This window comes from Pseudobacillus sp. FSL P4-0506 (assembly GCF_038003025.1).
Lineage (GTDB): Bacteria > Bacillota > Bacilli > Bacillales > Domibacillaceae > Pseudobacillus.
On sequence record NZ_JBBOOI010000002.1, the window covers coordinates 101,061 to 124,516 of the forward strand.

General features: G+C 35.2%; 24 protein-coding genes and 2 pseudogenes. 6 read left to right on the plus strand and 20 right to left on the minus strand.

Features of this window, described 5'->3' with window-relative positions; genetic code table 11:
• Positions 1–28: 28 nt before the first annotated feature.
• Together tnpB and tnpA are read right to left on the minus strand one after the other, a co-directional pair.
• Positions 29–385: an IS66 family insertion sequence element accessory protein TnpB gene (gene tnpB, locus MKZ02_RS22385; RefSeq protein ID WP_082090092.1), complete on the minus strand. Its 357-nt coding sequence runs from the start codon at positions 383–385 to the stop codon at positions 29–31.
• Entirely contained in the window at positions 379–693 is a 315-nt protein-coding gene (gene tnpA, locus MKZ02_RS22390; protein WP_039238169.1) for an IS66 family insertion sequence element accessory protein TnpA, read from the minus strand. Before tnpA ends, tnpB begins: the two co-directional genes overlap by 7 nt.
• A 390-nt stretch (positions 694–1,083) precedes the next feature.
• On the opposite strand from tnpA, the gene MKZ02_RS22395 reads away from it, so the two are divergent.
• Complete coding sequence (locus tag MKZ02_RS22395; protein ID WP_340856636.1) at positions 1,084–1,593, plus strand: cysteine hydrolase family protein; 510 nt, start codon at positions 1,084–1,086, stop codon at positions 1,591–1,593.
• Positions 1,594–2,156: 563 nt separating this feature from the next.
• Here the strand turns inward: MKZ02_RS22395 and MKZ02_RS22400 are convergent.
• The 5 genes from MKZ02_RS22400 to MKZ02_RS22420 form a co-directional block, all read right to left on the minus strand.
• Positions 2,157–3,995, minus strand: a complete 1,839-nt coding sequence (locus MKZ02_RS22400; RefSeq protein ID WP_340856637.1) for a dihydroorotate dehydrogenase — start codon at positions 3,993–3,995, stop codon at positions 2,157–2,159.
• A 594-nt stretch (positions 3,996–4,589) separates the two neighbouring features.
• The gene (locus MKZ02_RS22405) at positions 4,590–5,453 is read right to left on the minus strand and encodes a metal-dependent hydrolase (protein WP_340856638.1); all 864 of its coding nucleotides are present in this window, start codon (positions 5,451–5,453) and stop codon (positions 4,590–4,592) included.
• Between the two features lie 112 nt (positions 5,454–5,565).
• Positions 5,566–5,793: a DUF3923 family protein gene (locus MKZ02_RS22410; RefSeq protein WP_340856639.1), complete on the minus strand. Its 228-nt coding sequence runs from the start codon at positions 5,791–5,793 to the stop codon at positions 5,566–5,568.
• Positions 5,794–6,020: 227 nt separating this feature from the next.
• Complete coding sequence (locus tag MKZ02_RS22415; RefSeq protein ID WP_340856640.1) at positions 6,021–6,290, minus strand: hypothetical protein; 270 nt, start codon at positions 6,288–6,290, stop codon at positions 6,021–6,023.
• Positions 6,291–6,356: 66 nt separating this feature from the next.
• A complete protein-coding gene (locus MKZ02_RS22420) occupies positions 6,357–6,641 on the minus strand; it encodes a hypothetical protein (protein ID WP_340856641.1) in 285 nt (94 codons plus the stop codon).
• Between the two features lie 417 nt (positions 6,642–7,058).
• Here MKZ02_RS22420 and MKZ02_RS22425 point away from each other — a divergent pair, with 417 nt between their 5' ends.
• Positions 7,059–7,310 carry a hypothetical protein gene (locus MKZ02_RS22425; protein WP_340856643.1) on the plus strand — a complete coding sequence of 84 codons (252 nt, stop codon included), beginning with the start codon at positions 7,059–7,061 and terminating at the stop codon, positions 7,308–7,310.
• A gap of 32 nt (positions 7,311–7,342) precedes the next feature.
• On the opposite strand, the gene MKZ02_RS22430 is transcribed toward MKZ02_RS22425, so the two are convergent.
• Positions 7,343–7,822: a GNAT family N-acetyltransferase gene (locus tag MKZ02_RS22430; RefSeq protein WP_340856928.1), complete on the minus strand. Its 480-nt coding sequence runs from the start codon at positions 7,820–7,822 to the stop codon at positions 7,343–7,345.
• Positions 7,823–8,287: 465 nt separating this feature from the next.
• On the opposite strand from MKZ02_RS22430, the pseudogene MKZ02_RS22435 reads away from it, so the two are divergent.
• Positions 8,288–8,555: pseudogene (locus MKZ02_RS22435) on the plus strand (transposase); the annotation flags it as partial.
• A 262-nt stretch (positions 8,556–8,817) separates the two neighbouring features.
• On the opposite strand, the gene MKZ02_RS22440 reads toward MKZ02_RS22435, so the two are convergent.
• From MKZ02_RS22440 to MKZ02_RS22465, 6 genes and pseudogenes are all read right to left on the minus strand, one after another.
• On the minus strand, positions 8,818–10,671 hold the full coding sequence (locus MKZ02_RS22440) for an ABC transporter permease (RefSeq protein WP_340856930.1): 1,854 nt from the start codon (positions 10,669–10,671) through the stop codon (positions 8,818–8,820).
• The gene (locus MKZ02_RS22445; protein ID WP_340856645.1) at positions 10,671–11,444 is read right to left on the minus strand and encodes an ABC transporter ATP-binding protein; all 774 of its coding nucleotides are present in this window, start codon (positions 11,442–11,444) and stop codon (positions 10,671–10,673) included. The genes MKZ02_RS22440 and MKZ02_RS22445 overlap by 1 nt, the downstream gene beginning before the upstream one ends.
• Before the next feature lie 19 nt (positions 11,445–11,463).
• Entirely contained in the window at positions 11,464–11,823 is a 360-nt protein-coding gene (locus MKZ02_RS22450) for a YxeA family protein (RefSeq protein WP_340856647.1), read from the minus strand.
• A gap of 233 nt (positions 11,824–12,056) precedes the next feature.
• Positions 12,057–13,565, minus strand: coding sequence for a HAMP domain-containing sensor histidine kinase (locus MKZ02_RS22455; RefSeq protein WP_340856648.1), 1,509 nt, complete (start codon positions 13,563–13,565; stop codon positions 12,057–12,059).
• Positions 13,549–14,250, minus strand: a complete 702-nt coding sequence (locus tag MKZ02_RS22460; RefSeq protein WP_340856650.1) for a response regulator transcription factor — start codon at positions 14,248–14,250, stop codon at positions 13,549–13,551. Before MKZ02_RS22460 ends, MKZ02_RS22455 begins: the two co-directional genes overlap by 17 nt.
• Before the next feature lie 174 nt (positions 14,251–14,424).
• Positions 14,425–14,987, minus strand: a pseudogene (locus MKZ02_RS22465) (recombinase family protein).
• A gap of 527 nt (positions 14,988–15,514) precedes the next feature.
• Here MKZ02_RS22465 and MKZ02_RS22470 point away from each other — a divergent pair.
• The 3 genes from MKZ02_RS22470 to MKZ02_RS22480 all read left to right on the plus strand — a co-directional run bounded on the left by MKZ02_RS22470 (position 15,515) and on the right by MKZ02_RS22480 (position 19,331).
• A complete protein-coding gene (locus tag MKZ02_RS22470; protein ID WP_340856652.1) occupies positions 15,515–15,964 on the plus strand; it encodes an AraC family transcriptional regulator in 450 nt (149 codons plus the stop codon).
• A 44-nt stretch (positions 15,965–16,008) separates the two neighbouring features.
• Entirely contained in the window at positions 16,009–17,331 is a 1,323-nt protein-coding gene (locus tag MKZ02_RS22475) for an ISL3 family transposase (protein WP_340856931.1), read from the plus strand.
• 879 nt (positions 17,332–18,210) lie between these two features.
• Positions 18,211–19,331 (plus strand): IS3 family transposase gene (locus tag MKZ02_RS22480; RefSeq protein WP_340856653.1). Its coding sequence is split into 2 segments (ribosomal slippage): positions 18,211–18,460 and positions 18,460–19,331, totalling 1,122 coding nucleotides; the frame shifts between segments, so codons are not numbered across the junction.
• A 157-nt stretch (positions 19,332–19,488) separates the two neighbouring features.
• On the opposite strand, the gene MKZ02_RS22485 is transcribed toward MKZ02_RS22480, so the two are convergent.
• From MKZ02_RS22485 to MKZ02_RS22510, 6 genes are all read right to left on the minus strand, one after another.
• Entirely contained in the window at positions 19,489–19,641 is a 153-nt protein-coding gene (locus MKZ02_RS22485) for a hypothetical protein (protein ID WP_340856654.1), read from the minus strand.
• 805 nt (positions 19,642–20,446) lie between these two features.
• Entirely contained in the window at positions 20,447–20,647 is a 201-nt protein-coding gene (locus tag MKZ02_RS22490; RefSeq protein WP_340856655.1) for a hypothetical protein, read from the minus strand.
• 11 nt (positions 20,648–20,658) lie between these two features.
• Positions 20,659–20,919, minus strand: a complete 261-nt coding sequence (locus MKZ02_RS22495) for a hypothetical protein (protein ID WP_340856657.1) — start codon at positions 20,917–20,919, stop codon at positions 20,659–20,661.
• Positions 20,912–21,628 (minus strand): LCP family protein, encoded by a 717-nt coding sequence (locus MKZ02_RS22500; RefSeq protein WP_340856659.1) that lies wholly within the window; start codon positions 21,626–21,628, stop codon positions 20,912–20,914. Before MKZ02_RS22500 ends, MKZ02_RS22495 begins: the two co-directional genes overlap by 8 nt.
• A gap of 36 nt (positions 21,629–21,664) precedes the next feature.
• On the minus strand, positions 21,665–21,925 hold the full coding sequence (locus MKZ02_RS22505) for a hypothetical protein (protein WP_340856661.1): 261 nt from the start codon (positions 21,923–21,925) through the stop codon (positions 21,665–21,667).
• Between the two features lie 974 nt (positions 21,926–22,899).
• Complete coding sequence (locus MKZ02_RS22510; RefSeq protein WP_340856663.1) at positions 22,900–23,232, minus strand: hypothetical protein; 333 nt, start codon at positions 23,230–23,232, stop codon at positions 22,900–22,902.
• Positions 23,233–23,456 lie beyond the last annotated feature (224 nt).

A 23,456-nucleotide genomic window follows, 5' to 3' on the forward strand; every position in this document is an offset into this window, starting at 1 on the left:
TCGGCTTTTTTCGCCAAAATCCTCTTTTTCACACGATTATTTTCGCAGAAACTCTGCCATGTGCCTGCGTTTGTTCAAGGGTGAGGCCGTCCAGCAGCCAGTTCAGCTGGCGGTGGCTGATCGCCATTGGCTGGGCGGAGGAAGGATCGGGCCATTGAAAGATTCCTTTCTCCAGCCTGCGGTAATAAAGCCAAAACCCGTTGTACTCCCAGTGCAGAATCTTCAGCTTATCCTTTTTCCGATTGCAGAAAACAAACAGACATGGAGAAAAGGGATCGAGCTGGAATCCTTCCTGTACGATCGCAGCGAGTCCATCAATCGATTTGCGCAAATCGGTGCTTCCACGGGCGAGATATACACAGTCTACTTTGGCCGCATTTAGCATCGGCTTTCTAGTACCCGGATTACATCGAGCAGAAGCTTTTCATTGAGAGGTTCCTTAATTTCAATTTCGCATACGCCGACTTTTATGGTAAGGGAAGCTTTATCCTCGGGTCCATCGGTGACATCAAACCTCATCCACTCCGAAGGAGAAGCCGGTGCAGAGGCAGCCGAGTTCTGCCTTCTTAGCCAGTAATAGAGCCGATGAGTGGAAACACCATTCTCCGCGCACCACTGCCTGGCGGTCAGCCCGCTTTCCCTGTATGCCTGAATCCGTTCTTTCCACAAGCTCCTCAATTCTTCTTTCTTCATTATAATCCTCCCTATGTTTTTCTTAGGAAGGATTATGCCATAGGATCATATAGATAAGAAGGTGTGCTGTGTTTACCGCTTACCAAAGAAATACAGGAAGCGACGGGAGTACCCGCAGCAACCTTATATAGAGGACTTAATAAAGAAAAGACTTTAACAACGACTACTCAAAGTAGAGGAGATAATAAATAAAGTCTTTATTAGTGAGCATTAACTAAAGATTTCTTCTTCTCAACTGTGTACGAATAATAAAGTCATTTAACAAATAAAATAGTTATTTTAAAAAATAATATGAAATTAGAGATTCATATCGCCTTTTTATGTTGCTTGTATAGTATATCCCTAATTGATAGAATCATTAACATATTGCAAAATGAAAGAGGTAAAATAATGGAGACTTGTGCTGATGTTTTAATCGTTATAGATATACAAAATGGTGTTTGTTACAGTGGAGATCATTTATTTGATTTACAAAATTTGCTTAATAAAGTAAATGATAGAATCACTTCATATAGAAAATTACATAAACCAATCATTTTTGTTCAACACTGTGATGAAGAATTAGTACCTGAAGAAGAACCATGGGCTATTCATGCCAATCTAGATGTTCAAGAACAAGATTTTTTTGTAAGAAAAATACATGCGAATTCTTTTTACAAAACAAACTTAAAAAGTCTTTTAGACCAGTTAACTGTACAGAGTATTGAATTTTGTGGTGCTCAAACAGAATACTGTATGGATGCTACGATTAAATTTGCTCATGGATTAGGATACGAAAATTTCATGGTACAGAAAGCAACCTCTACTTTGAATAACCCATTTATGTCTGCAAAAGCGACGATTGATTTTTATGAAAATATATGGAACCATAGATTTTTAAAATTTATAGAAGATAAATGAACGATTATAGAAAATCCTAAAATGAGGATTCATCAGCGAAAAACAACTTTATTGTTCCTTTAAATGAAAGACTATAACAAACTTTTATTTAATGTCCTTAATCAAATGACTCAACAGATTGACCAATCTCAGCAGCAACTAAAACAATTAAGTTCCCAGCAATCTCAGCAAAACCAACAGAATCAGCAAACAACTTCGTTTAATCAACATTGATCTCTGAAATCATAAAGAAAGATAGGAATATTGTTTAATTACGAAAAGCCCTGTTCACACGGAGCAGGGCTTTTACGCTTTATGGAATCTTATTTATAAAATGAATGAAAAGAACTCTCCTAATTTATTCAGTGATCAAGCCGAATTCTTGAATAAGTACTCGGTTTAGTTGCTTATCCTTTCATGATGTTCTTTTTGAAATAGCGGAGGCTAAAAGTTCAATGAGTAAAACTAACTTCAAAGATCTTTGATCTCCAGCAAACGGACGTGATTGCATGCTGAGAGGATTTTCTTGTAGATCTATCATTATCTTATGTGAAAGCCGTATCCATTTTTGAGTACAGCTGGCTTTATTTCCTTTTTAAGAAAGGATAAGATAATGCTAATCCGAATACATATAAAATGACTAAAAAGTAAACGGGAAGTAAATGTATAAAGGTTGTATATCCAATATATATATGGGTTCCAATCCCCGCTATAAACGCAGGTAATGCCCCGGCAGCAAGGGTATTCCAAACCCATTGTTCTCCTTTTCTGAACCCCCACAAGGAAATCATTAGAACAAGCAAACCAACACTTACAAGGGCACTGCCAAATCCTGCTCGGTCATGTGCAATAAGGGGAATCAAATTGTTACTAATACGATCTAACATCTGAGATGACATGCACAAGAAGCTTAGATCTGTTAGCACAAAAACTCTGGATACACCTATTGTAGAGATCACTATACCGCCTGCTAATATTAAAAATCCTAGTGTAATAAACATGAGTTGTCCATAAAGGCCGTATTGCCACTCTTTATCATTCTTTCCATGAATGGAGGACGGGGTACCTGTGACTCTTTTTCCTTCCCTAAAACTAAAATAATATATCGGCAATAAGAACAGCCAAAATAAACCGTGTAACCAATCAAAGTAACCGAAGCCGATAAAAAGAAAAATACCAAGAAATCCTACGATTGCTGCACTATGAAAAGCAATCCTTGCCCAATGCATGTTATATTTAATTCCGTGTCGGGCAAGCTGGATATACAATATTCCTCCAGATATCATTGTTCCAGCCAGCGCTATTCTGTCATGTGACATAAATGATAAGATGAGAGGATTTATTTGAAAAATATCGGCTTTTGACAGTCCGATAAACGATTCATCATAAGGGAGGACAATACTTGTGAATGCAATATATAAGGCGATGATTCCTCCAACTAATATGGAGAGACCAAATAGAAATGACCAGTACCAGTTTGGATTTTTAATAGGTTGGACTTTTTCATATAATAATCGTTCATGAATTCGCTTCGGTAACCCTGGCCCCGCTTTTACATATCCATCTGTTAACATTAACAGATCTGCACCAGCACCAACTAAAGCACAAGCCTCCTCCGGTGTCTCCACTCCACCAGAAGTTATGATCATTAGCTTGGGGTGTAAATCTTTAACCTGTTTTACCAATTTAGCTAGGCATTCATTTGCATTTGCAACTTCATGCCAATAGCTGCCCTCGATTCGACGAGGAGCCTCTATGACAATACCCCCAATACTTGTATGCTGTATTAATGGCCCTATTTCTGTTTTTTTTTCGCTCATTTCATCAGCAGAAAAAGATACATAAAAAGAACGCTCTAAACATATTAAACTTTCCTCTACGTACGGGATAATCTGCTCACTTGTTCCGACAAAAGCATCTACAAAAGGTGTTAAATGTTGTACAATTATGTCCCATTCATTTCTTTTTACTTGTGCATCTATCTTGGCAAATACGGGAATTCGAATATTCAATCTTGTTAGTTTTTTGATTGCCAGTTTGAGAGGAACCTTCTCTTGATGATTAGAAAACAAAATATGACTATTTTCTCTTCTTGGTTTTATTTGATTTTTAGGTTCGTTTAATACGATTGGCCCTATTTCCACAAATCCAAACCCTAACTCTTGGAAGGCTTTAACACCTGACAAATTAGGATCAATATGGCCACTTAATCCAATAGGAGAAGGAAATCTAGTATGATAAATTTCCTTCTGAAATTCCCTTGGGGGATTCATATGCCCTAAAAACCCAATAAGACCTCGACCGCCAGGAGTAGATGCTATTGCACTCATAGATTTATGAAGAAAATCTCTGCTTGTTTTCGGGCTTATTTTATCCAGTAAAAATTTTTTCAATGGATGATAAGACCAGTCTGGCATAAACAACACCTTCTAAACTTTAATTTGGGCTACTCTCTTTACCACTCCGATCTTAAGTCCCTCAATTATTTTTCTTTCTTTAATTCTAGCATGTACAATTACATAGCATAAAGTATCCTTCTCTGTTATTTAATGTACTGCTGCCGAAGTTCAATAAATGTACCACATCTTTAATGGCCTTTGATCTTCTACAGTGGAGTGTAATTACTTAACAATAAGCAGCCGCCTTTTTGCTAGGTAGATCTAAATAGTTCTAAAAATGATTGAATGTAAATAATTTAGCACTCAAGCTTCAAAGTTGGATATGCAAAATAGCACTTAACAGAAAGGGAATCTCTAATGAAAGCGTTGCTTTAAAGTAAGTTTGATCAAAACTGCCCTATAAGCCAGCATTTTGCTAGAAATAAAAAAGAATCGATTTTGAAAAAAGAGGAATCAAAAATCGATTCTTATCCAGCAGATTTAACATTGGTTTTTATAAAAAAGATTGATCACTTTCTACCTATGTTATTCATGATATAGACTAATTTTTTTATATATAATGCTGTTCATAAATGACTTGAGAGAAGTAGAATCATCATTAGTTAACCCTACTCCGTTTTATTTTTCAATATATTCAAATAGAAACGACTGTCCATCACGGTAAAAACGTGGATCGTATAATCCCAATACCTTCCCATCATCTACTAAAACAACAAAAGGTGACCATTCATAGAGTGTTTTGGCTTCAGGACGTTGAGAGAATAAATAGTCAAGATCGGCATCTTTATTAGAAAATAAAACAGATTGTTCTTTCTCTTCCTGAAATAGATTATCCTGAAAAATAGTCACGGTATCATTTTGTTTAACAATGACTGAATATGTCCAAGGGACAAAATCAGCAGAAAGAGCGACCTGATCATATTTTTCATCATATTGGTTATAAATGAGGAACCCTTGAGTACTTTGAATAATAAGATGAAGACTCATAAATGCCCAAGCCATTTTAAAATAATAAGGCGACTTTTGTTTGTTTTTTTTCGATAAAATAAAAGCAATCCCCATGATGATCCAGAATACAAAATCAATAATGGGGATGGTTCCGAAGGTAATTCGATTATTTGAAAAAGGTTCCAAATAACCTGTCCCCCAAGCATTAAACAGATCACTAGTGTCATGAATAAACACAGCCAACCATCCAAGTAAAAATAGCTTTTTATCTTTTATCTTGAAAATGGCAGCACAAATCAAAAAGAATAAGACTGCCCATAGCGGTGTTAGGAAAATAGAATGCGTGATACCTCTATGCCACATCTGATATTGCCCTGAAGTATCCCACAAACGAGAAATAACATCTATATCGGGAATTAAGCTTGCTCCTACCGTTGTCACCAAATAAGCACGTTTATGATTTTTATCCAAGTTTCTTTTATCAACTGCTCCGTACAATGTTAGTCCGAATAAGGTATGAGTAATCGAATCCAAACTACTACCTCCAATATTTTACTTATTCTTATATAGATAAATTGTACTGTGAACAGCCAAACAGGAGATTGAAAAAATAGCCCCTATCCTTTTTCAGGATTGCGCCTTTTGCTTAATTTTTTTTAACCTTTTTCAAATTAACAACCAGCCATACAATCTGTATACTCAGTGGAATTATAAACGCAATCAATAATACTATAAAAGCAACTAGTTTTAGCTCAGGTGTTTGAGTAACACCAGCGCCATCAACCTCTCTTGTCCAAACAACAACTGTTCCTGCTGCAAAAAGGACAACCCAAATAATGTTGGCAATCCACCAAGAAGCCCATCGTTTTTTCACATTATCATTCCTCATTTCTTAAACAATCTGGCTCAGTTGTAGAACACAAGTATAAATAACTATATTATTTTTTAAATGACTTTATTGTAAATTAAAGAATTTTATTATCTCTGCACATCTATGACTTGCCTCTTACGAACTGATCTTCTCTGTTAATTCAATAAACACATAGTAAAATAGCTTAGACTTTATCATTTCGAGTACAACACGATCATCATTATGTGGCATTAGGTCTTATTGCACAAATGTATAAACTCTATATTTTGTTGTATACATGGCACTTTCGACAACCAAATTTTTATTGTTTTTGGTAAAAAAGAGAGAGGCTCCCGCTTGATCTCACCTGGGATTCCTACAACACTCTCATCAGTGATTTGTAACTTTGCCATGCCAATAGCAAGTGGAACAGGGGTTCCTTCCTGAAATATAATCGGTGAACTTATGAGAAATAAAAGAACAAGTACTGCGATAAAAATCAAAAGCATTCTTTTTATCAAAAAACCCCTCCATGCCCTTCTTCATTAACTAAAAACCGTTTATGTATATAGAAACCGGATATTTTTTTAATTCCTCTTATTTTTCCTTAAAAACAAAGGTGTAAAATAAGTGAGCATAGCTAGTAGTAAGCCAAAGCACAACGATATACTACCAATAATGACAAAGTTATTTATATATGTCTTAATAATCATGTTGTATTGATGAGTATCAGCCATCCCTTCGTTTTGCTTCATAAGCCATGAATCGCCTAAAGAGGTTCCAAAGGAAACACTTGAAAACATTAGAATGAAACCTCCTACTACTAATAAAATTGAAAGAAAAATTAACCCTTTTATATTATCCCTCGACAAATGAATTCCTCCTAATTATCCCACAATCACCGCAACCCATATATTACCACAATACCCTCATTTAGTTAATTATTGAAGCTCTTTTCTACCCTTGCACGAATGATTATTGATTTTCCAAATATATGAGCAAGCGAGAATTCTCATGAGAAAAGTGGAGGTTATCCCTTATATTTGCTAGAATAAAACAACATAAAAAAGTGGAAAATTGGTTAACAACCAGGCGGTATATGAATAAGCATTCCCCTCATCTTCTCATGAAAAAAATACAACTCCTACCTTGTTTCAGATGAATCCATAGAGATTATCCAAAAGATTAGGAACTTATATTCAGAGGGCAAGAATGTTGAAGAAGTAGATAATGCTTTGTCGAGTCTAAGAGTACCCATAAGTATAACTGTAGAAGAGGATGAGAAACAGGTGAACATAAATCTATCAGAAGTCATACAAAAGCAAGGAGAAGCCTTCGTACAACTTCGAAAAGAGATGAGAAAACAAAGAGAAATGAATGAGAAATTGCTTGAACAGATGAAAAAGCAACAAGAATACATAGACCATAAACTAGAGGCTCGAGATCAGAAGCTTATGGACGCATTAAACCAGAGTTTAGAGATAAGAAAAAAGCTGGAAGTAATTGATTTTCCTAACAGCTGGAACTCTAGTAGACATTGAGATAGCTGTTTCTAATACTTTAACTATGCTCGTTAATCTAACAGTTTAGTGAGAAGGATTTCATCGAGAACCGGGATACCGTCATTACCCAGGTCAGGAATTTCAGGCTTTAGTTTTCTCGCCTCAACAACAGCACCTCTATAAAGTTCTGTTAAATAATAGCCTCGTTTTTGATAAAATTTTAACGCATGTAAATTATCATTCGTGGTGATCAGTTTTATCATATTGCAGCCTTCTTCTTTTGCCGTCTGTTCCACCTTTTGAAGTAAAGCCGATCCAATCCCTTTCCCTTCTTCAATGCTATCTAAAGAAATTATTTCACACTCATTCGAGCCAATAACGTATGTTATGTATCCAACTATTACTTCTTTTTCGTTTACTACGGCAAACCCTTTTAATTTTGTACAATCAAATATCCCGCTCGAAATGACCATTTCCGGGCTTCCCCAATATTCAATAAAAAAATCATTGACCTTGTTTTCTTGTAGCTGGCTGGCTGATAAAATTCGCATTTTCATTTCCTTTCTTGCTTAATAAGGCATGAAAAATCTTCTGTTACAAATATACACTTAAGTTGTATTCAATTAAATGGCCCATTTGCGGAATAAGAAAAAAACCTGCACTTCAATACAGGATTTTTGATCAAACTTTATTATAAACGATCAGACTTTTTTATAAATGATCGAACTTTATGTCAAAGTCACATCACAACAGACCTGAGCCTTTTCGCCTCAGTTGCTTAGGCATACTGAAAGGTTTTTGCGCAAAAGTATACTTTTACGAACGTAACCTTATCCTTACAGCGAAAGATTTGTTAAACGATGGTGTTGATTTTTGGGCAAACAAAAAGAACCCTGTCCTGTAGAGTCCTTCTAGTATTCCTTCTTTAACTAAAGCCCCCGTTAGTTTAAGTGCTGGAGTTAGTATAGTTTTGTGGTCACAGTTTAGTTAAGCCCTTACAATCATTTTGAGAGAATGTGTCCGAATGGGAACGTAAGCCTACAGGCAAAAAATATAATGATGACTTTAAGAAAACAATTGTGGATTTATATCCTTCCGGCAGCTCAGTTAAAGAATTAAGCAGCGGATATGGTGTATCAGAAGTAACGATTTATAAATGGGGAAAGACTTTAACCCCATCAATTCGGAGAAAGAGGCCCCGACACCGAAAGAGTTAGCAGATGTTCAGAAAGAAAACCTTCGGTTAAAACAGGAAGTAGGAATCTTAAAAAAGGCTATGGCCATACTTTTTTAGATGTCCAAAATGTAAGGAGTTATTTGAGAATAGTCCAGATAACTGGGTGATTTATGAATGTGAAGTTGATAAATCTAAATGGATTGTCTGTAAAAGCAATTGTTCTTTAGGGGGTACCACCAGAAAAATGCGAATTTACAACGTTAACAAAGTTCTATATTAAAAAACCCAATTTCTCAGCGTTTACATTGAGAAATTAGGCTTTTTTCTTTCTCCGATAAAGTGCCCGGTTCTTGAATTAATTTATAAAAGTTATATTTTTTTCGGAATAACAAGTCCTTTATATAAATGAACTGTAATAAGATAATAAGCTGTGTAAACGGTCAAAAAAATAACAATTGGTAGCCAGATGCGATAATAAGGATCAATTAAGATAAATCCAAAAATGTTCATTCCTATTAATACATGAGTCATGCCTATAATTGCTGGAACTAAAAATACGATGAATAACTCTTTATAGATGGACTTAATTAATAACTCCCGACGGACTCCGATTTTACGAAGCATTTCATACCGGGTAATATCTGATGTTGCCCCAGATAGGATTTTAAACATTAAACAACTCGCCATCATCGCTAAGAATGCAAACCCTAAAAAGAACCCCATAAATACTGTTCCACTTGCGACTGTGTAGAATTCATTATAGATTTTATATTTACTTAGCATATCATCTGCTTTAACATCCTTATTTTTTGCCAACTGCAATTCATCAAGCTGTTTCCACTCTTTTGTATGTGCAATAAACTCATCTGTTTTGCCAGTAAAAATGATACCTGTTTTGCCTTTTAATTCATGATACATTTTTAGATCTACAATTTTTATTGGCTTATTAAGATCCTCTATATAGATAGGTTGTATATTTGTTAAAGCATCTTCCCATTCATCCGGAATTGTCTTAGTATTTTGCTTGTTTTCTTGACTGTAAACTGAAATAGAGCCCACAGGAAGATCTTCAGAAACACGTTTTAGTTTAGCCATATTTTCCTCACCGCTTCTAACATGGATTAATGGCGGATATTTCTCCAGATCTTCTTTAACATAATAAAAGAATTGATCGTCCACTTTATAACGATATTCTCCTTTTTCTTTAAATGGAATATCATCTAGGATTTTCATTTCTTCAGGAGTTGGGTTGTTAATTACTGAATCATATATTTCGAAACGATCAGCGGATGTCATCACATTATTTTTAAAAGCCCATCCACCTGAAATGGCGCCTGCCCCAAGAGCAATTAGCATGGCTACCGTAGACAATACTTTTGTTAAACCGTTGATTCTGAAATTTAATTGTGCCAATGTAAAGGCATTAAGACCTTTTTCGTTGCATGCTTTATTTGCTCTTAGCTTTTTAACAAACAGCGGAAAAAGGGCTTCAAAAAACAAATACGTACCTGCTGTTGTCGAAAGCATAGCGATCATAATTCCAGATTCCTTCAAATTTTCCAAATAGACCATGGATGCATAGCCAATTACTAATAAGATCAGCGAGAAAAGGGCAACTATACCAGTCATTTTTCCTTTAATAATAATAGAATCAGCGTAAGTATCTCCGTGAACAAGCTGCAGAATTGAAATTCGCGATAATTTAATACTATTCATAATGGCGGATAGAATAAATAACAAAAAGAAGAAGATACAAGTAACGGTCATCGATGGAACGTATATTGCCTGATAACCATTCGCAGTAAAATCAAGCTGCTCCATAAGCAGCTTGCCAATTCCTTGTGCAAGCCCTGAGCCGACTGAAATCCCAATCACCAGTGATACTGTCCCGATAATGATTGTTTCTATAAACATTAGAAGTGTAATCTTATTTTTTTTCGCTCCTAATGTCATGTACATTCCAAACTCTTTCCGCCGAAGGGACATCAAGAAAGAATTCGCATAAAAGATATAGAAAAATGTTATAATGGCAAGTAAGACGGAGCCTGTTTGAAAAACATAGCCGATTGACTTAATCGTTGCGTTTGCTTCAAGAAATGCTTTATTTAGAGCTAATGTTTGAAACATATAGAAAATGGCAATTGACATAACTAGACCAACAAGTAAAACAATGTAATCTTTTAACTTACTTTTTAGTCCTGATATGGAAAGTTTAAATAACATCATGAACCACCTTCCGCTGTTTGAGTACCTAAGTCTGCAAGTACATCTAAAATTTCTTTATAAAACGCTTCACGTGTACCACTGCGATGAATTTCTTTGTATAATTCCCCATCACGGATAAATAAAATACGCCGACAATAACTTGCACTAAACGAGTCATGGGTAACCATTAAGGTTGATACACCTTGTTCTTCATTTAAATTCTCCATCGACCGTAAAAGGCTTGTTGCGTTTTTTGAATCAAGCGCCCCAGTTGGCTCATCTGCTAAAATAATGGCTGGCTCATGGACAATTGCACGTGCTGCTGCTGTACGTTGCTTTTGTCCTCCGGAAACCTCTGCTGGATATTTAGCAAGAATCGCTGCTATCCCTAATGCCCCCGCTACCTTTTCCACTTTCGGACCAATCTTTCCTGAAGAGACACCTTGAAGTGAGAGTGGCAGTGCAATATTTTCATAAATCGTTAAATTTTCAAGTAAGTTGAAGTCTTGAAAAATAAACCCTAACTTTTGAGATCGGAAGTCAGTGAGTTCACTTTGTTTCATCTTCGTGATATCCATGCCGTCAATTTCAACGGTACCATTTGTAGCTTTATCCAGTGTTGAAATGACATTTAGTAATGTTGTTTTTCCAGAACCAGATGGTCCCATAATTCCAATGAATTCACCATCTTGAATGGAGAAGGATAATCCTTTTAATGCATGTGATTGGTTTTCTCCTTTTTTGCCATATACTTTTTGTACATTTTTAACTTCAACAATTGGTTTCTTCATATTTCCTGCCTCCACTAAGTTATCTTTTCTTTAGCGTTTCTCTTACCTTTTCAGGCACGTCCTTCTCTGCTACTATCTCGTATTCATAAACATATTTTCCTTTTACATGAGCTTTCAAATAACTATTTTGGGAGAAATCTTTAACGGAAGACGTTACTTTAATTTCTCCTACCTCTCCTGACTCATCAACCCCATCTAACATGAACATATATCTATGCTTAAAATTAGGGTCGGTTTTTCCTTCTTTATTTACAAGTACATACACATCTTTTTCTTTAATAAATGGATTAAACCTATCCCGATTTTCCTCTCCAATAAGGGATAATACGCCAATCCCCATAATAATCACTACGAGTGCTCCAAGTAACCATTTCTTCATCTTTTATTTCCACCTTTCTTTGCCTATTAAAATTTTGGGCTGTCTTTGAAACAACATAAGATAATCCAAAGTATAAAATGCATTCCTTAATAAAAGATGAAGAAACTTCTTAAGCTTTTCTTAACAAATGAAAGAAATAACCATTTCTTTTGCAAAAAAAAAAGAACCCTTGCAATGTAAGGGTCCTTGAAAAAACATGCTTTGTTTTGGATGATTCTACTTTAAGGTAACAATTATTGTTCAGGTGACATTGGCAATAAAATAATAAATTGGACAACTCCATTTTCATATTCCGCCTTAATCTCTCCTTCTTGCAGTTCTACAATGCTTTTTGCGATTGCAAGGCCAAGTCCAGAACCCTCAGCCACTCTACTTCTTGAATGATCTCTTTTGTAAAAACGTTCAAATAAGTTTTCTAACTCTTCTTTGGTAAATTCATCGCTTTGGTTGGAGATGGAGACTTCAAGATAATGCTGATGTCTTTGAAGAAAAACCTGAATATCTCCGTTATCTTTGCTATATTTAATGGCATTCATTAGTAAGTTGTCAAACAGTCGTACCGTTTGTTCGGAATCGACAACAGCATATAAAAGCTCATCAGGAAATCTTTTCACAATTGACAAGCCGTGATTTTCCGCTTGCGGTGTGATCTCGTCGATTAATTGGCCTAGGAGTTTATTGATGCATACATCATGTCGAGCTAAGGACATATTTCCATCTATAAGCTTTGTGTACTCAAACAAATCCTCGATTAAATTTTCCAATTGCTGCGATTTTGAAAAGGCAATTTTTATATATTCATTACCTTTTTCTTTATTTTCAAATCTTCCATCACGCAGCAAGCGCAGATAACCCATGATGGAGGTCAGCGGTGTTCTTAAATCATGTGATACATTTGTAATCAATTCATTTTTTTGCTTCTCCAATCTCCGTTCTTTTTCCATTTTGTTCATAAGTTCTTCAGCCATATGATTGATGTGTTCCGTTAATGAGGCAATTTCATCTTGCCCTTTTTGTTCAATACGGTAAGCCAAGTTTCCTTTTGCAATCTCTTTTACACCATGTGCCATTGCTTCAATCTGTTTCATCTTTCTCTTCGTTATAATAAAGAAAGAAAAAATAAAAACAAGCATCCCAATAAAAAATGGAAAAGGGCCTTCTTTTGTACTATAGGTTACCTCTCCTTCTGGAATTCCGCTTACAAACATATATAAGTTCTTATCCTTAATTGTAAGTGGGTAAAACGCAATGAACTCTTTACGCGATTCCCATACTGGTTCCTCCCCACTTGTATACGTTGGGTGGTTTATAGCAAAGGACATAACATTACTAATGGTATCATGCAGATTAATTTGAATTTCCTGTGCTTGTTGTGTTTTATACAATACTTTTCCAGTCTCATCTGTAACAAGCACTTTTAAAACGTTTCTATTTTGTTGTAATAATTCATTTTGTTCATTGATAAATTTTTTTATGGCTCCCATTGTATTTTCTTTAACTGTTGTTTCTGCTGTAATTTTGGCTTGCCAATTAATGCTTTGCATATCACGTCTATAATCAATCGTGGCCTCTTTATTTATGTTTTCAAAAACTGGCGCTGCTATTCTTGATGCAAAAAAACCCAATAATGCACAAACAATAAACGTAGTTATTAACTGAATCCTAATACTCCGGCTTATAGTGGTTATCAGCTTTTCAGTAAGGCGTTTTATAAAATGAATGGGATTAATTTTCTTTTTCAATTTTATATCCCACTCCCCAAACCGTTTTGATATACCTTGGTTTTCTTGGGTTTTCTTCAACCTTTTCACGGATTTTTCGAATATGCACCATGATTGTATTGTCTGATTGAAAAGACGGTTCTTTCCACACTGTTTCATAAATTTGGTCCACACTAAATACGATGCCACGATTCCGGGCAAGAAGTTCTAGGATTGAGAACTCTCTTGGCGTTAGTTTTACTTCCTGATTCCCAACCATTACTTCATGTGTCGATACACTTATTACCATCTCTCCAATTACAATTTCATTTTCCTTCTGAGCCATGCCGCCACTCATCTTCATATACCTGCGAAGCTGTGATTTAATTCGGGCTACCAATTCTAGCGGATTAAAAGGTTTCGTTACATAGTCGTCTGCTCCTTTTGTTAATCCCATAATCTTATCCATATCCTGAGTCTTCGCAGATAGCATAATAATCGGCATTTCAGCTATTTGTCTTACTTTTATACACATATGAATACCATCTATTTTAGGCATCATTATATCAAGTATAATTAAATGCACTTCATTATTTCTCAAAATATCTAGGCCTTCTTCACCATCGCTAGCCAGTAATACTTCGTATCCTTCATTCTTTAAGTAGATTTCTATAAGATCTCTGATTTCCTTTTCATCATCCACTATAAGTATTGTTTCTTTACCCATGAGAAATCCCCCAATTGTCAAAAATACCTTCAAGTGTAAGTTTAAATGGAATTTCTTAAAAAAATAGAAGTAGAATTCTGAAGTATTTCTTAAGATAATAATATGTTGTGCATAAAATATATTTTAAGTTTTATACTTCTTCCACAATCCTGCTCTTAATGGAATGAGGTATAACTATTTGTTCCCTTCCGAAAGCTTTCTGTATAACGAAATCCTAGATACATTTGTAATTTCACAAATTCGTTTTACAGTCATGCCTCCTTCGATATAGAGTTTTATAGCATAATTCATTCCTGCATGGTTTTTATGATATTTCTTTAGCCGGCCTTTAAACTTACTTCTTTCTTAGCCAGATCAATTCCTTCGCGTTTCCCTATGCGGATAAGATCACGCTCTAATTGACTAACACCAGCCATTACTGTAATTAAGAATTGACTGTATAGATTATCCTCTGATAAATCCTTGAGTGATTTTAAGCTGGCCTTTTTATCTCGTATTCATTCAGTCAATTCAAATAAATCTTGTGTGCTTCTAGTGATTTGAGTTAAGTCTGTAACATAAATAATGTCCCCTTCCTGTAAATTCCCTAACATTTTTTGAAGCTGCTTACGATCCTTTGTCGCTCCAGAAACTTTTTCATCAAAAATAATATCCATTCCGATTTCGTATAGTTGCTGAAAATGCCTTGCTATAGCTTTAAAATAAAGCTTAATTGAAATAATGTTATTAACCTTGATAAACGACCAAAAGAAACGAGCATGTTTCGAAACAAAAGATTACTCAAAACATGCTCTTCTTGTGTTAAATTGAATGATTCGTTTATAAAGAAGTTTGATCATTTTTGTTCCTTCTTCAACAAAAGACAACTACAATACTTCATACACTGGACTTTAAAACTTGTTCTAACTTTTTTATTAACGTAACTGAATTTCTATGGAAAGCTTATTGGTCTTTTTCGTTTGTGATATTAAAGCATACCCAAGAAAGACCAGTTACTCTGGTTTTTGCAGAAATACCTTCAAAAGAACAGTAAGCATTTTCGTATTCATCTGGACCTACTATACTCCAACCACTAGAAATTTTGGGTCTTCGGAATATATAGTGGAATTACTATTTTAATTACTTGATAAAAATCACATCATAAATCGGATTATATAGTGGAATGATGGATTAATTAAACCATACTGTAGTCAGAATCTTTTAAAAAAGAACTTGAAAAACATTTTAAATCGAATTACCTTATCTAAGAAAGGAGGATTAAAATATGAAAATAACTATTGAAGAATTACCTGAATCAAGGATTGCTTATTTCCGAAATGTTGGGGAGTATGGTGAAAAGCAAAACAAAGAATTAATGGAGAATTTTAAAAAGTGGGCAAAATCGAATGATGTATTTGATAATTCTACAATTTTAGGTATACCGCAAGATAACCCAAACATTACTCCTAAAGAGGAATGTCGTTATGATGTTTGCGTTGTTATAAATAAAGATTTTAATGTGGAAAAACCAGCTCATGTTGGTGAATTTTCTGGTGGGAAATATGCTGTTTTCTTGCTTGACCATACAAAAGAGGCAGTCAGTGAATTTTGGGGCAATATTTTTTCTGAGATAGAAAGAAATAATTTATCAATAAGAGAACAACCAATTATAGAAAGATATACTTCACAAATGATTGATAATCATTTGTGTGAAATATTAGTTCCTATACAGTAACGAAGCAGGGACATTTCCCACCTTCTGTTTAAAGGATGAACAACATAACAGACCTACTATGTCTTGCAGATCTAACTGCAATTGAACCACCACAAGAAAATGACACCGATATGATGTTTAAAGTTGAAGCAGTCGAGCCACCTGAACGTTGTCCTGAATGTGGTTTTGATAAGTTGTACAAACACAGTTCAAGAAAACAACTAATTATGGATTTGCCCATTCGTTTAAAGCGAGTGGGCTTACAATTGAACCGCAGACGATACAAGTGTCGTGAATGCGGATCTACCTTCTGGGAACGCCTAATATCCGTTGATGAAAAACGTAGTATGACCAAAAGGCTTTTAAAGTCCATTCAAGAGCAATCCATGTCTCAGGCCTTTGTAGAAGTCGCAGAAAGCGTTGGTGTTGACGAGAAAACCGTTAGGAACGTCTTTAAGGATTATGTGACACTCAAAGAAAGTGAATACCAGTTTGAGACCCCTAAATGGCTTGGGATAGACGAGATACATATTATTCGTAAACCTCGGCTTGTATTGACTAATGTTGAACGTAGGACTATCTATGACATAAAGCCTAACCGTAACAAGGAAACAGTCATCCAACGTCTTTCAGAAATCAGTGATAGGACTTATATTGAGTACGTCACAATGGATATGTGGAAGCCCTACAAAGACGCAGTGAACACTGTCCTTCCACACGCTAAAGTTGTCGTAGATAAGTTCCATGTAGTTAGAATGGCTAATCAAGCATTAGATAACGTCAGAAAGTCTTTGAAAGCCCAAATGAGCCAAAAAGAAAGACATACCCTTATGCGTGAAAGGTTTATCCTTCTAAAGCGTAAACACGATCTAAATGAACGTGAATTATTCCTCTTAGAGACTTGGTTAGGTAATCTTCCTTCTTTGAAAGAAGCCTATGAACTCAAAGAAGAGTTTTACTGGATTTGGGATACTCCTGATCCAGATGAAGGTCTACTTCGTTATAGTCAATGGAGACACCGTTGTATATCCAGTAACTATAAAAACGCTTATAAAGACCTTGTGAGAGCCGTAGACAACTGGCAAGAAGAAATATTTAACTATTTTGATAAAAGGCTCACTAACGCTTATACGGAGTCAATTAATAGCATTATTAGGCAGGTAGAGCGAATGGGTAGAGGTTACTCTTTTGATGCCTTACGAGCCAAAATTCTGTTTAATGAGAAGCTCCATAAGAAGCGTAAACCACGATTTAATTCGAGTGCTTTTAACAAAGCTATGTTATACGATACTTTCAATTGGTTTGAAGTGACTGATCATGACATTACAGACAACTTCGGTGTCGATTTTTCCACACTTATTAAGAATTTGGAGAAGGGTGATTTATAAGCCCTTTTCCACCATAAAATCCGAATACCCGAAATTTTATTACTCAATTTTAAAGATGTATAAATTGCTAGTGGAAAATTGTTTTGATCTAACGGAGAGGTAAATGTAACTTCGTATTGAGTTTCATCTTTCCAGTACTTCTTACAAGAATGAACTATACAACCATGTTGTAACTCTTAATTCAATTCTCTTTAGGACTCTCAGTGCCTTGTCTTGCGACACTGCATTAATATATGCTCTTCAATTGGAAGATGTTTTGTGCTTCTTAATTTAATTAAACACCTGTTAGCTTAATAATATTGCTATCTTTTTACCTGATCTTTATTGGAATGGATACACCATATTGGCACTTTCACCAGTTCTCCTTCATCTTCCTCGTGACCTGTGAACAGAACCTCAAATACAACAGCGTCTTCTTTGAATCCAACTACTTCAACAAAATTTCTTCAACTTTTAGTGTTTTACCTGTTTGAAGTCCATTCGATAGAAACTCCTTTTTGACGTTATTATCAGCAGAACAAATTTAGCAAAAATAAAGATTCCAATTAAACTTTTTGTTTCAATTTTTTTATCGTTTTAAGAACTTCCTCTCTGTTTTTTGAAAGTTTCAACCATGTTGGCAGTCTGCTTTTAATACTTAGATAATATAATCCAGAGGGTCTTAAATGTTTTTCAATATAATCTTCTATATCATGCAGATGTTCATAATTAAAAAACCAAATTTTGTGGCCACAACATTGTGTTTGAAGATATAAAGGTAAGCCAAAATACCAATCAACTCCTAGTTTTTCATCAAACAGTTTGGAGCGTCTACACTTATCTGGACAGAAAAATTAAGGTCACGTACACTTGACCTAAAACAGATGAGGAGCTCCAACTATGACAAAGCGAGAACGCCGCACCTTCACGCCCGAGTTCAAAAAGCAAATGGTGCAGCTGTACCAGAATGGAAAAACGAAGCGAGCTATTATTGCTGAATATGATCTGACCCCGTCATCTCTTGACCGGTGGATCAATCAGGATGAAACCTCCGGTTCTTTTAAAGAGAAAGACAATCGTTCTCCTGAACAGCAGGAGTTTTTGGAACTCCGCAAGGAACTAAAGCAGCTTAGAATGGAGAATGATATTTTAAAGCAAGCCGCGCTGATCATGGGACGAAAGTAAATGTCATTAAGCGAAATAAAGACAAATACTCGGTATCAGCAATGTGCAGCGTCCTGCAAATCTCACGTAGTACCTACTATTATGATGCCAAAGAACGTCAGGCAGAAGACGATGTAACAGGCGCTGTGATAGAGATTTTTGAACAAAACCGAAGTGCCTACGGCACGCGCAAGATCAAAGTCGAACTGCACAAGCGTGGACTGACAGTCTCCAGAAGACGTATTGGACGCATCATGAAGGAGCAGGGGCTTGTTTCTTCCTATACAGTGGCACAGTTCAAGCCACAAAAAGCTCCGTGTAATGAGTCATCCCAGGCGAATGAATTGAAACGCAAGTTTCAGCAGACAGAAGCCAAAAAAGTAGTCGTCAGTGATTTAACATACGTCAAAGTTAAAAACAAATGGCATTACGTATATATCTTTGTCGATCTCTTCAACCGTGAAATTATTGGCTTCAGCACGGGACCAAACAAAGATGTAAACCTTGTCGCACGGGCTTTTTCTTCGATTCAAGGTGATCTGCGGGACATCCAGATGTTCCATACCGACCGTGGCAGCGAGTTCAAAAACCAGCTCATCGATGAAACGTTAGCGGCCTTCCAGATTGGCCGCTCTTTAAGCATGAAAGGTTGTCCATACGATAATGCCGTGGCGGAAGCCACATTTAAAATCATCAAAACAGAGTTTGTCAGCCAAATGAAGTTTAATAGCCTTGAGCATCTTACGCTGGAATTCAGTGATTATGTTAACTGGTTTAATAAGCGGCGGATTCACGGAACACTAGGCTATGTAAGCCCGATTGAATACAAACGATCGTCCCTTAAAAAGGCTGTCTGATTTAGTGTTGACAATCCACTATAGCTGATAAATGAAGTTTGATTATATTATGTATATTGGGTATAATTTAGGTATAAAATAAAACAAAAGAGAAGTGCTGGTAACACTCCTCTTTTGGCAACATTGCCGTTAGGGCGGATGTTGTCACATTAAAAAGTTACTTTTTATGCGATCCACCCTTTTTCTGCTTTCCACGGCAAGGGGTGGATTCTTCTTTATCTTTTAAAATCGTTTTTCGGAATATATAAGCTGAAAGTTCTCTTACAATCCCGGATAAAACTGATTTTGCAATATTGAAGAAATGTTCCATTGGTATCACCTCCTTTCCGTTAAAATAACGAAAAGAAGTGTGACAACCCCACCCCAACAGTATGTAGTTGCAACTCTATTATAACACACTTTTTCCTAAACTTTAGCAAAAATATAACACAATTACACATATTCATATGTGTAATTGTGTTATATTTAGATAAAAAATTTTTAAAAAAAGAAGTGCGGCTGACACTTCTCTTTAAATATCAACTTCTTTTTCTTTTACGATCGTTTTTAAATACCATTCTTTTGTAAGATACATATTGCGAAAATGTTAGTCTTGGAGCATCCTTTAATGTCTTCATCCACGGGTACTCTTCTTTTTTAGAAATAGCAGTAGTATTTTCATTCCTCATTTTACAGTGAGGGCAAGTATCGGCCGATAATAAAGCTGTTTCAATTTGGTATCTCCTGAAATACTTCTTACATTCGGATTTTTGGCACTTATATAACTGATTAGCTCGTTTCAGTTGAATAAAAATGTGTCGAATCGTTAATAAGAAAATGTAAAGGATAATAAAGCCAATTATAAAAATAATAATACACTCCCTTCTTAGACTCTAACAATTACAGCTATCCTGTTATAAGGATAATTGCTTATACGAAACCAAACAACACAATTACACTAGAGTAAAAGTGTCATTGTGTTATCATTCTATAAACCCATCTTTTCAAATATCGTAAAAATGATACCTAAAAGAATTAATAAAAAGAAAATAAAGTAGGCTCTCTTGACTCTCTAAACATTTAATGCCTCCTCTTTTAATTACTTTGAGAGATCCCGATTGTTTTTATAACTTAAACTACAGCATCTTCAATACTTCAACAAAAAGAGCTATCAATAGTCCGATATATACTCCTATAAGCACAAACCCAATTAATTTCACTTGTCTAGCATAAATAACATAAACAAATGCAGGGATACTTATAATTAATACAACTAAAAGCATTGGCTTTGCTTGTTGCCATATTAGTAATAATGTATCTTGTAATGCATTGATCATTCCTCTACTCCTTATTTAGTTTGAAAGATCCAAAACACTAGCTTCTGTCTGCTCATAAATAGCTTCTTTTTTTCAATCAAATGTTTAGCATTTGCTATAACAAACCACGTAAAGAATAAAGCGAAAGTGAGAATCAGAAAACCACCTAGATACCAAAAAGCATATTCACTACCCTCCTTTATCATTGAAGCGAATAAAATTGCTCCTAACACTAAAAGCAAAAAACTGAGCAAAGGTAATATGAACAAATATTCTAGTATAAATTCATCCATTCTCTATCTCCTTCTTGTTTTGCTTCACAGTTAGCCACAAATGACTTGCAAGTTTGCTTTTTACATCTTCAAGGCTTGTCTCGTCCAATAGATAAATATAAGGTCCATTATCCATACGGCCATCTATACCTTTTAAAGATAATTGTTCGAACTCTACGTTCCCGGATCTCCCGTATTTTATTAATGACTGTATTTCATCAAACGTCATGCTAGTTTCCATGTTAGTTCCGACCGCTTTGAGAATTTCATCATAGTTAGAAATAGACTGAAAAGACAGGGCTTTGTTAACAATAGCTTTTAGAAGTTCTTGTTGACGCTTACCCCGTTCAATATCACTATCAGCATGTCTTGTTCGGGCTAAGGCCAATGCTTCCTCACCATTCAACTTCTGTAATCCTGGTTTAAGATGAATGGCATCATGGCGATCATTTGAATCTTTCTCCGATAGTTCATAAGGAACATTCGTCTCAATGCCGCCTACAGCATCAACAATATCCATAAACGCATAAAAGTTTACACGTACATAGTAATCAACCGGGATCTGCATTAACTCTTCGACGGTTTCAATAATTGCTTTTGCCCCACCGTAAGCATGGGCATGATTAATTTTTGTCATGTAACCCACTTCAGGAATATTCACATAAGAGTCACGAGGAATACTAACTAGTTTTATAGTTTTTTCTTTTACATTTAAGGTAGCGAGCATCAAAGAATCGGAACGGGACTTATTTTCCTTTATACGAACTTAGCTTTCATCAACACCGATAAACAAAATAGATATACTGTCTTTTAAAGGATGAACCTCTTCCTTTCGTAAAACTGATTTTTTTCTTCCTTCGTCTTTATATGATTCTACAAGCACAGTTTCAGCTTTTTTGTATATGATGACTCCATATGCTGCTGTTCCTGCTAAAAGACATATAAGAGAAAAAGAAATAAAAAGTACAGTTCGTGTTTTTCGTTTAGTCCATTTTCTTTTTTTATTTGGATGTATTTTTAATACCACTCATTTTTTCTCCCATGTTTAATACTCTTTCTTAGGTTAAGCGTTCTATCTCATCAAAAGTCCTAGACGAAACACTAACATCTATAATTTTGCATTAATCGTATTCCTCTCTAGTCTTACTTATAGAATCTTGTTCTTCTGTCGATTTACACCAAAATAACCGCTGCTTTCAATCTTTGTCGTAAAGCGCAACTTCATAAGTTAATTCAAGATACTCGAAGATTTCTGTTTGAACCATAAAATCCCACCCACTTGATTGCCTTTTATGACTACTAGTCATTAAATAAATATTAAATGACTAATAGTCATAAAGCCAATGGGTGTTTACTTATGAAACTAATAAAACGAAATATAAAGTTACACATCAACACATGCAAAACCGTGTTAATGTGTAATCATGTTGCTTAGTTAAAGGGAATTTGTTAACATTTTTAATTTTTGGATACAAAAGGTTATAATTTGATTATAAGGAAAGGAGGAATAAAATGGTCAATAGACAATTTTTACTCCCAGCAACCCTAATAATATTTTTTTTCCTGTTTCAGATCCCTTTTGTTTGGAGTTCACAAAGTACATTAAGTGAATGGAGTCAAATCTCACGGTTCAGAAGTTTTATCATTTACTTTGATATTCTTGTATTAGTTAGTGGGGTTTATAGCTTCTTTCGTTTTAAAAATACTGAAAAAGGAAACAAGACAATAAATATTGCTTTCTACTTGTTTGGAATTGTTTGGTCTGCACTCATTCTTTTTAAATTTAGCAACACATTTAGTTACCTTATCCTTTATATGTCCCTTATCATCTTACTGTTTTTTTACCTTCTCTTTAAACAGTTTTCGAGCCCTCAACAAAGTAAACAGACATAAACAGCCCTCTACTATCTATAGAGGGCTGTTTACCGTTAATTAGCATTTAGTTACTCGCTTATAGCTTGTAGATGTAACATATCCCGTGTGGTTTCCACTTCCAGATAATCATGCAGACAATTCAGTAGTAACCTGTAAAGCTCCACCCTTCTTAGAAGTTTCATTAAGGATTGTTGTTTGAAGTTTCTTTGTGTCAAAATCGCCTTCAATTAAAGAAATGAGTGAACCAACAGAGATACTAAGACCGCTTACATACAAGACATTCGCAAGGGCTGCTGAAATTGGGCCGGTAGCTGCAATAACAATAGCCGACAAACCAATCCTCGTAATAGCTTGAGTTAAATTTGTAAAATTAGTTCCTCTCTTCTTGTTTACATAGGTTGCAATATTAGTACCTGTAAAACATTTTGTTTTTTTGTTAATAACTCTTTTAGTAGCCATATCTGAATCTCTCCTTTTTTAATTTTGAACAATTACCGCGTTTATCTTGTTCCTCTATTAAAAAGGAATTTAACCCTTATTTGTAAACCACTATTTTTTATTTTTTTGTTTATTACTTATTAATTGTTGCTTTGAAATAAAGTTTGATCAAAAACGTCATTTGAACCTGCATATTGCAGCAAATAGAAAGAACCCGTTTTGAAAAAAGATTGATCAGAACGAGT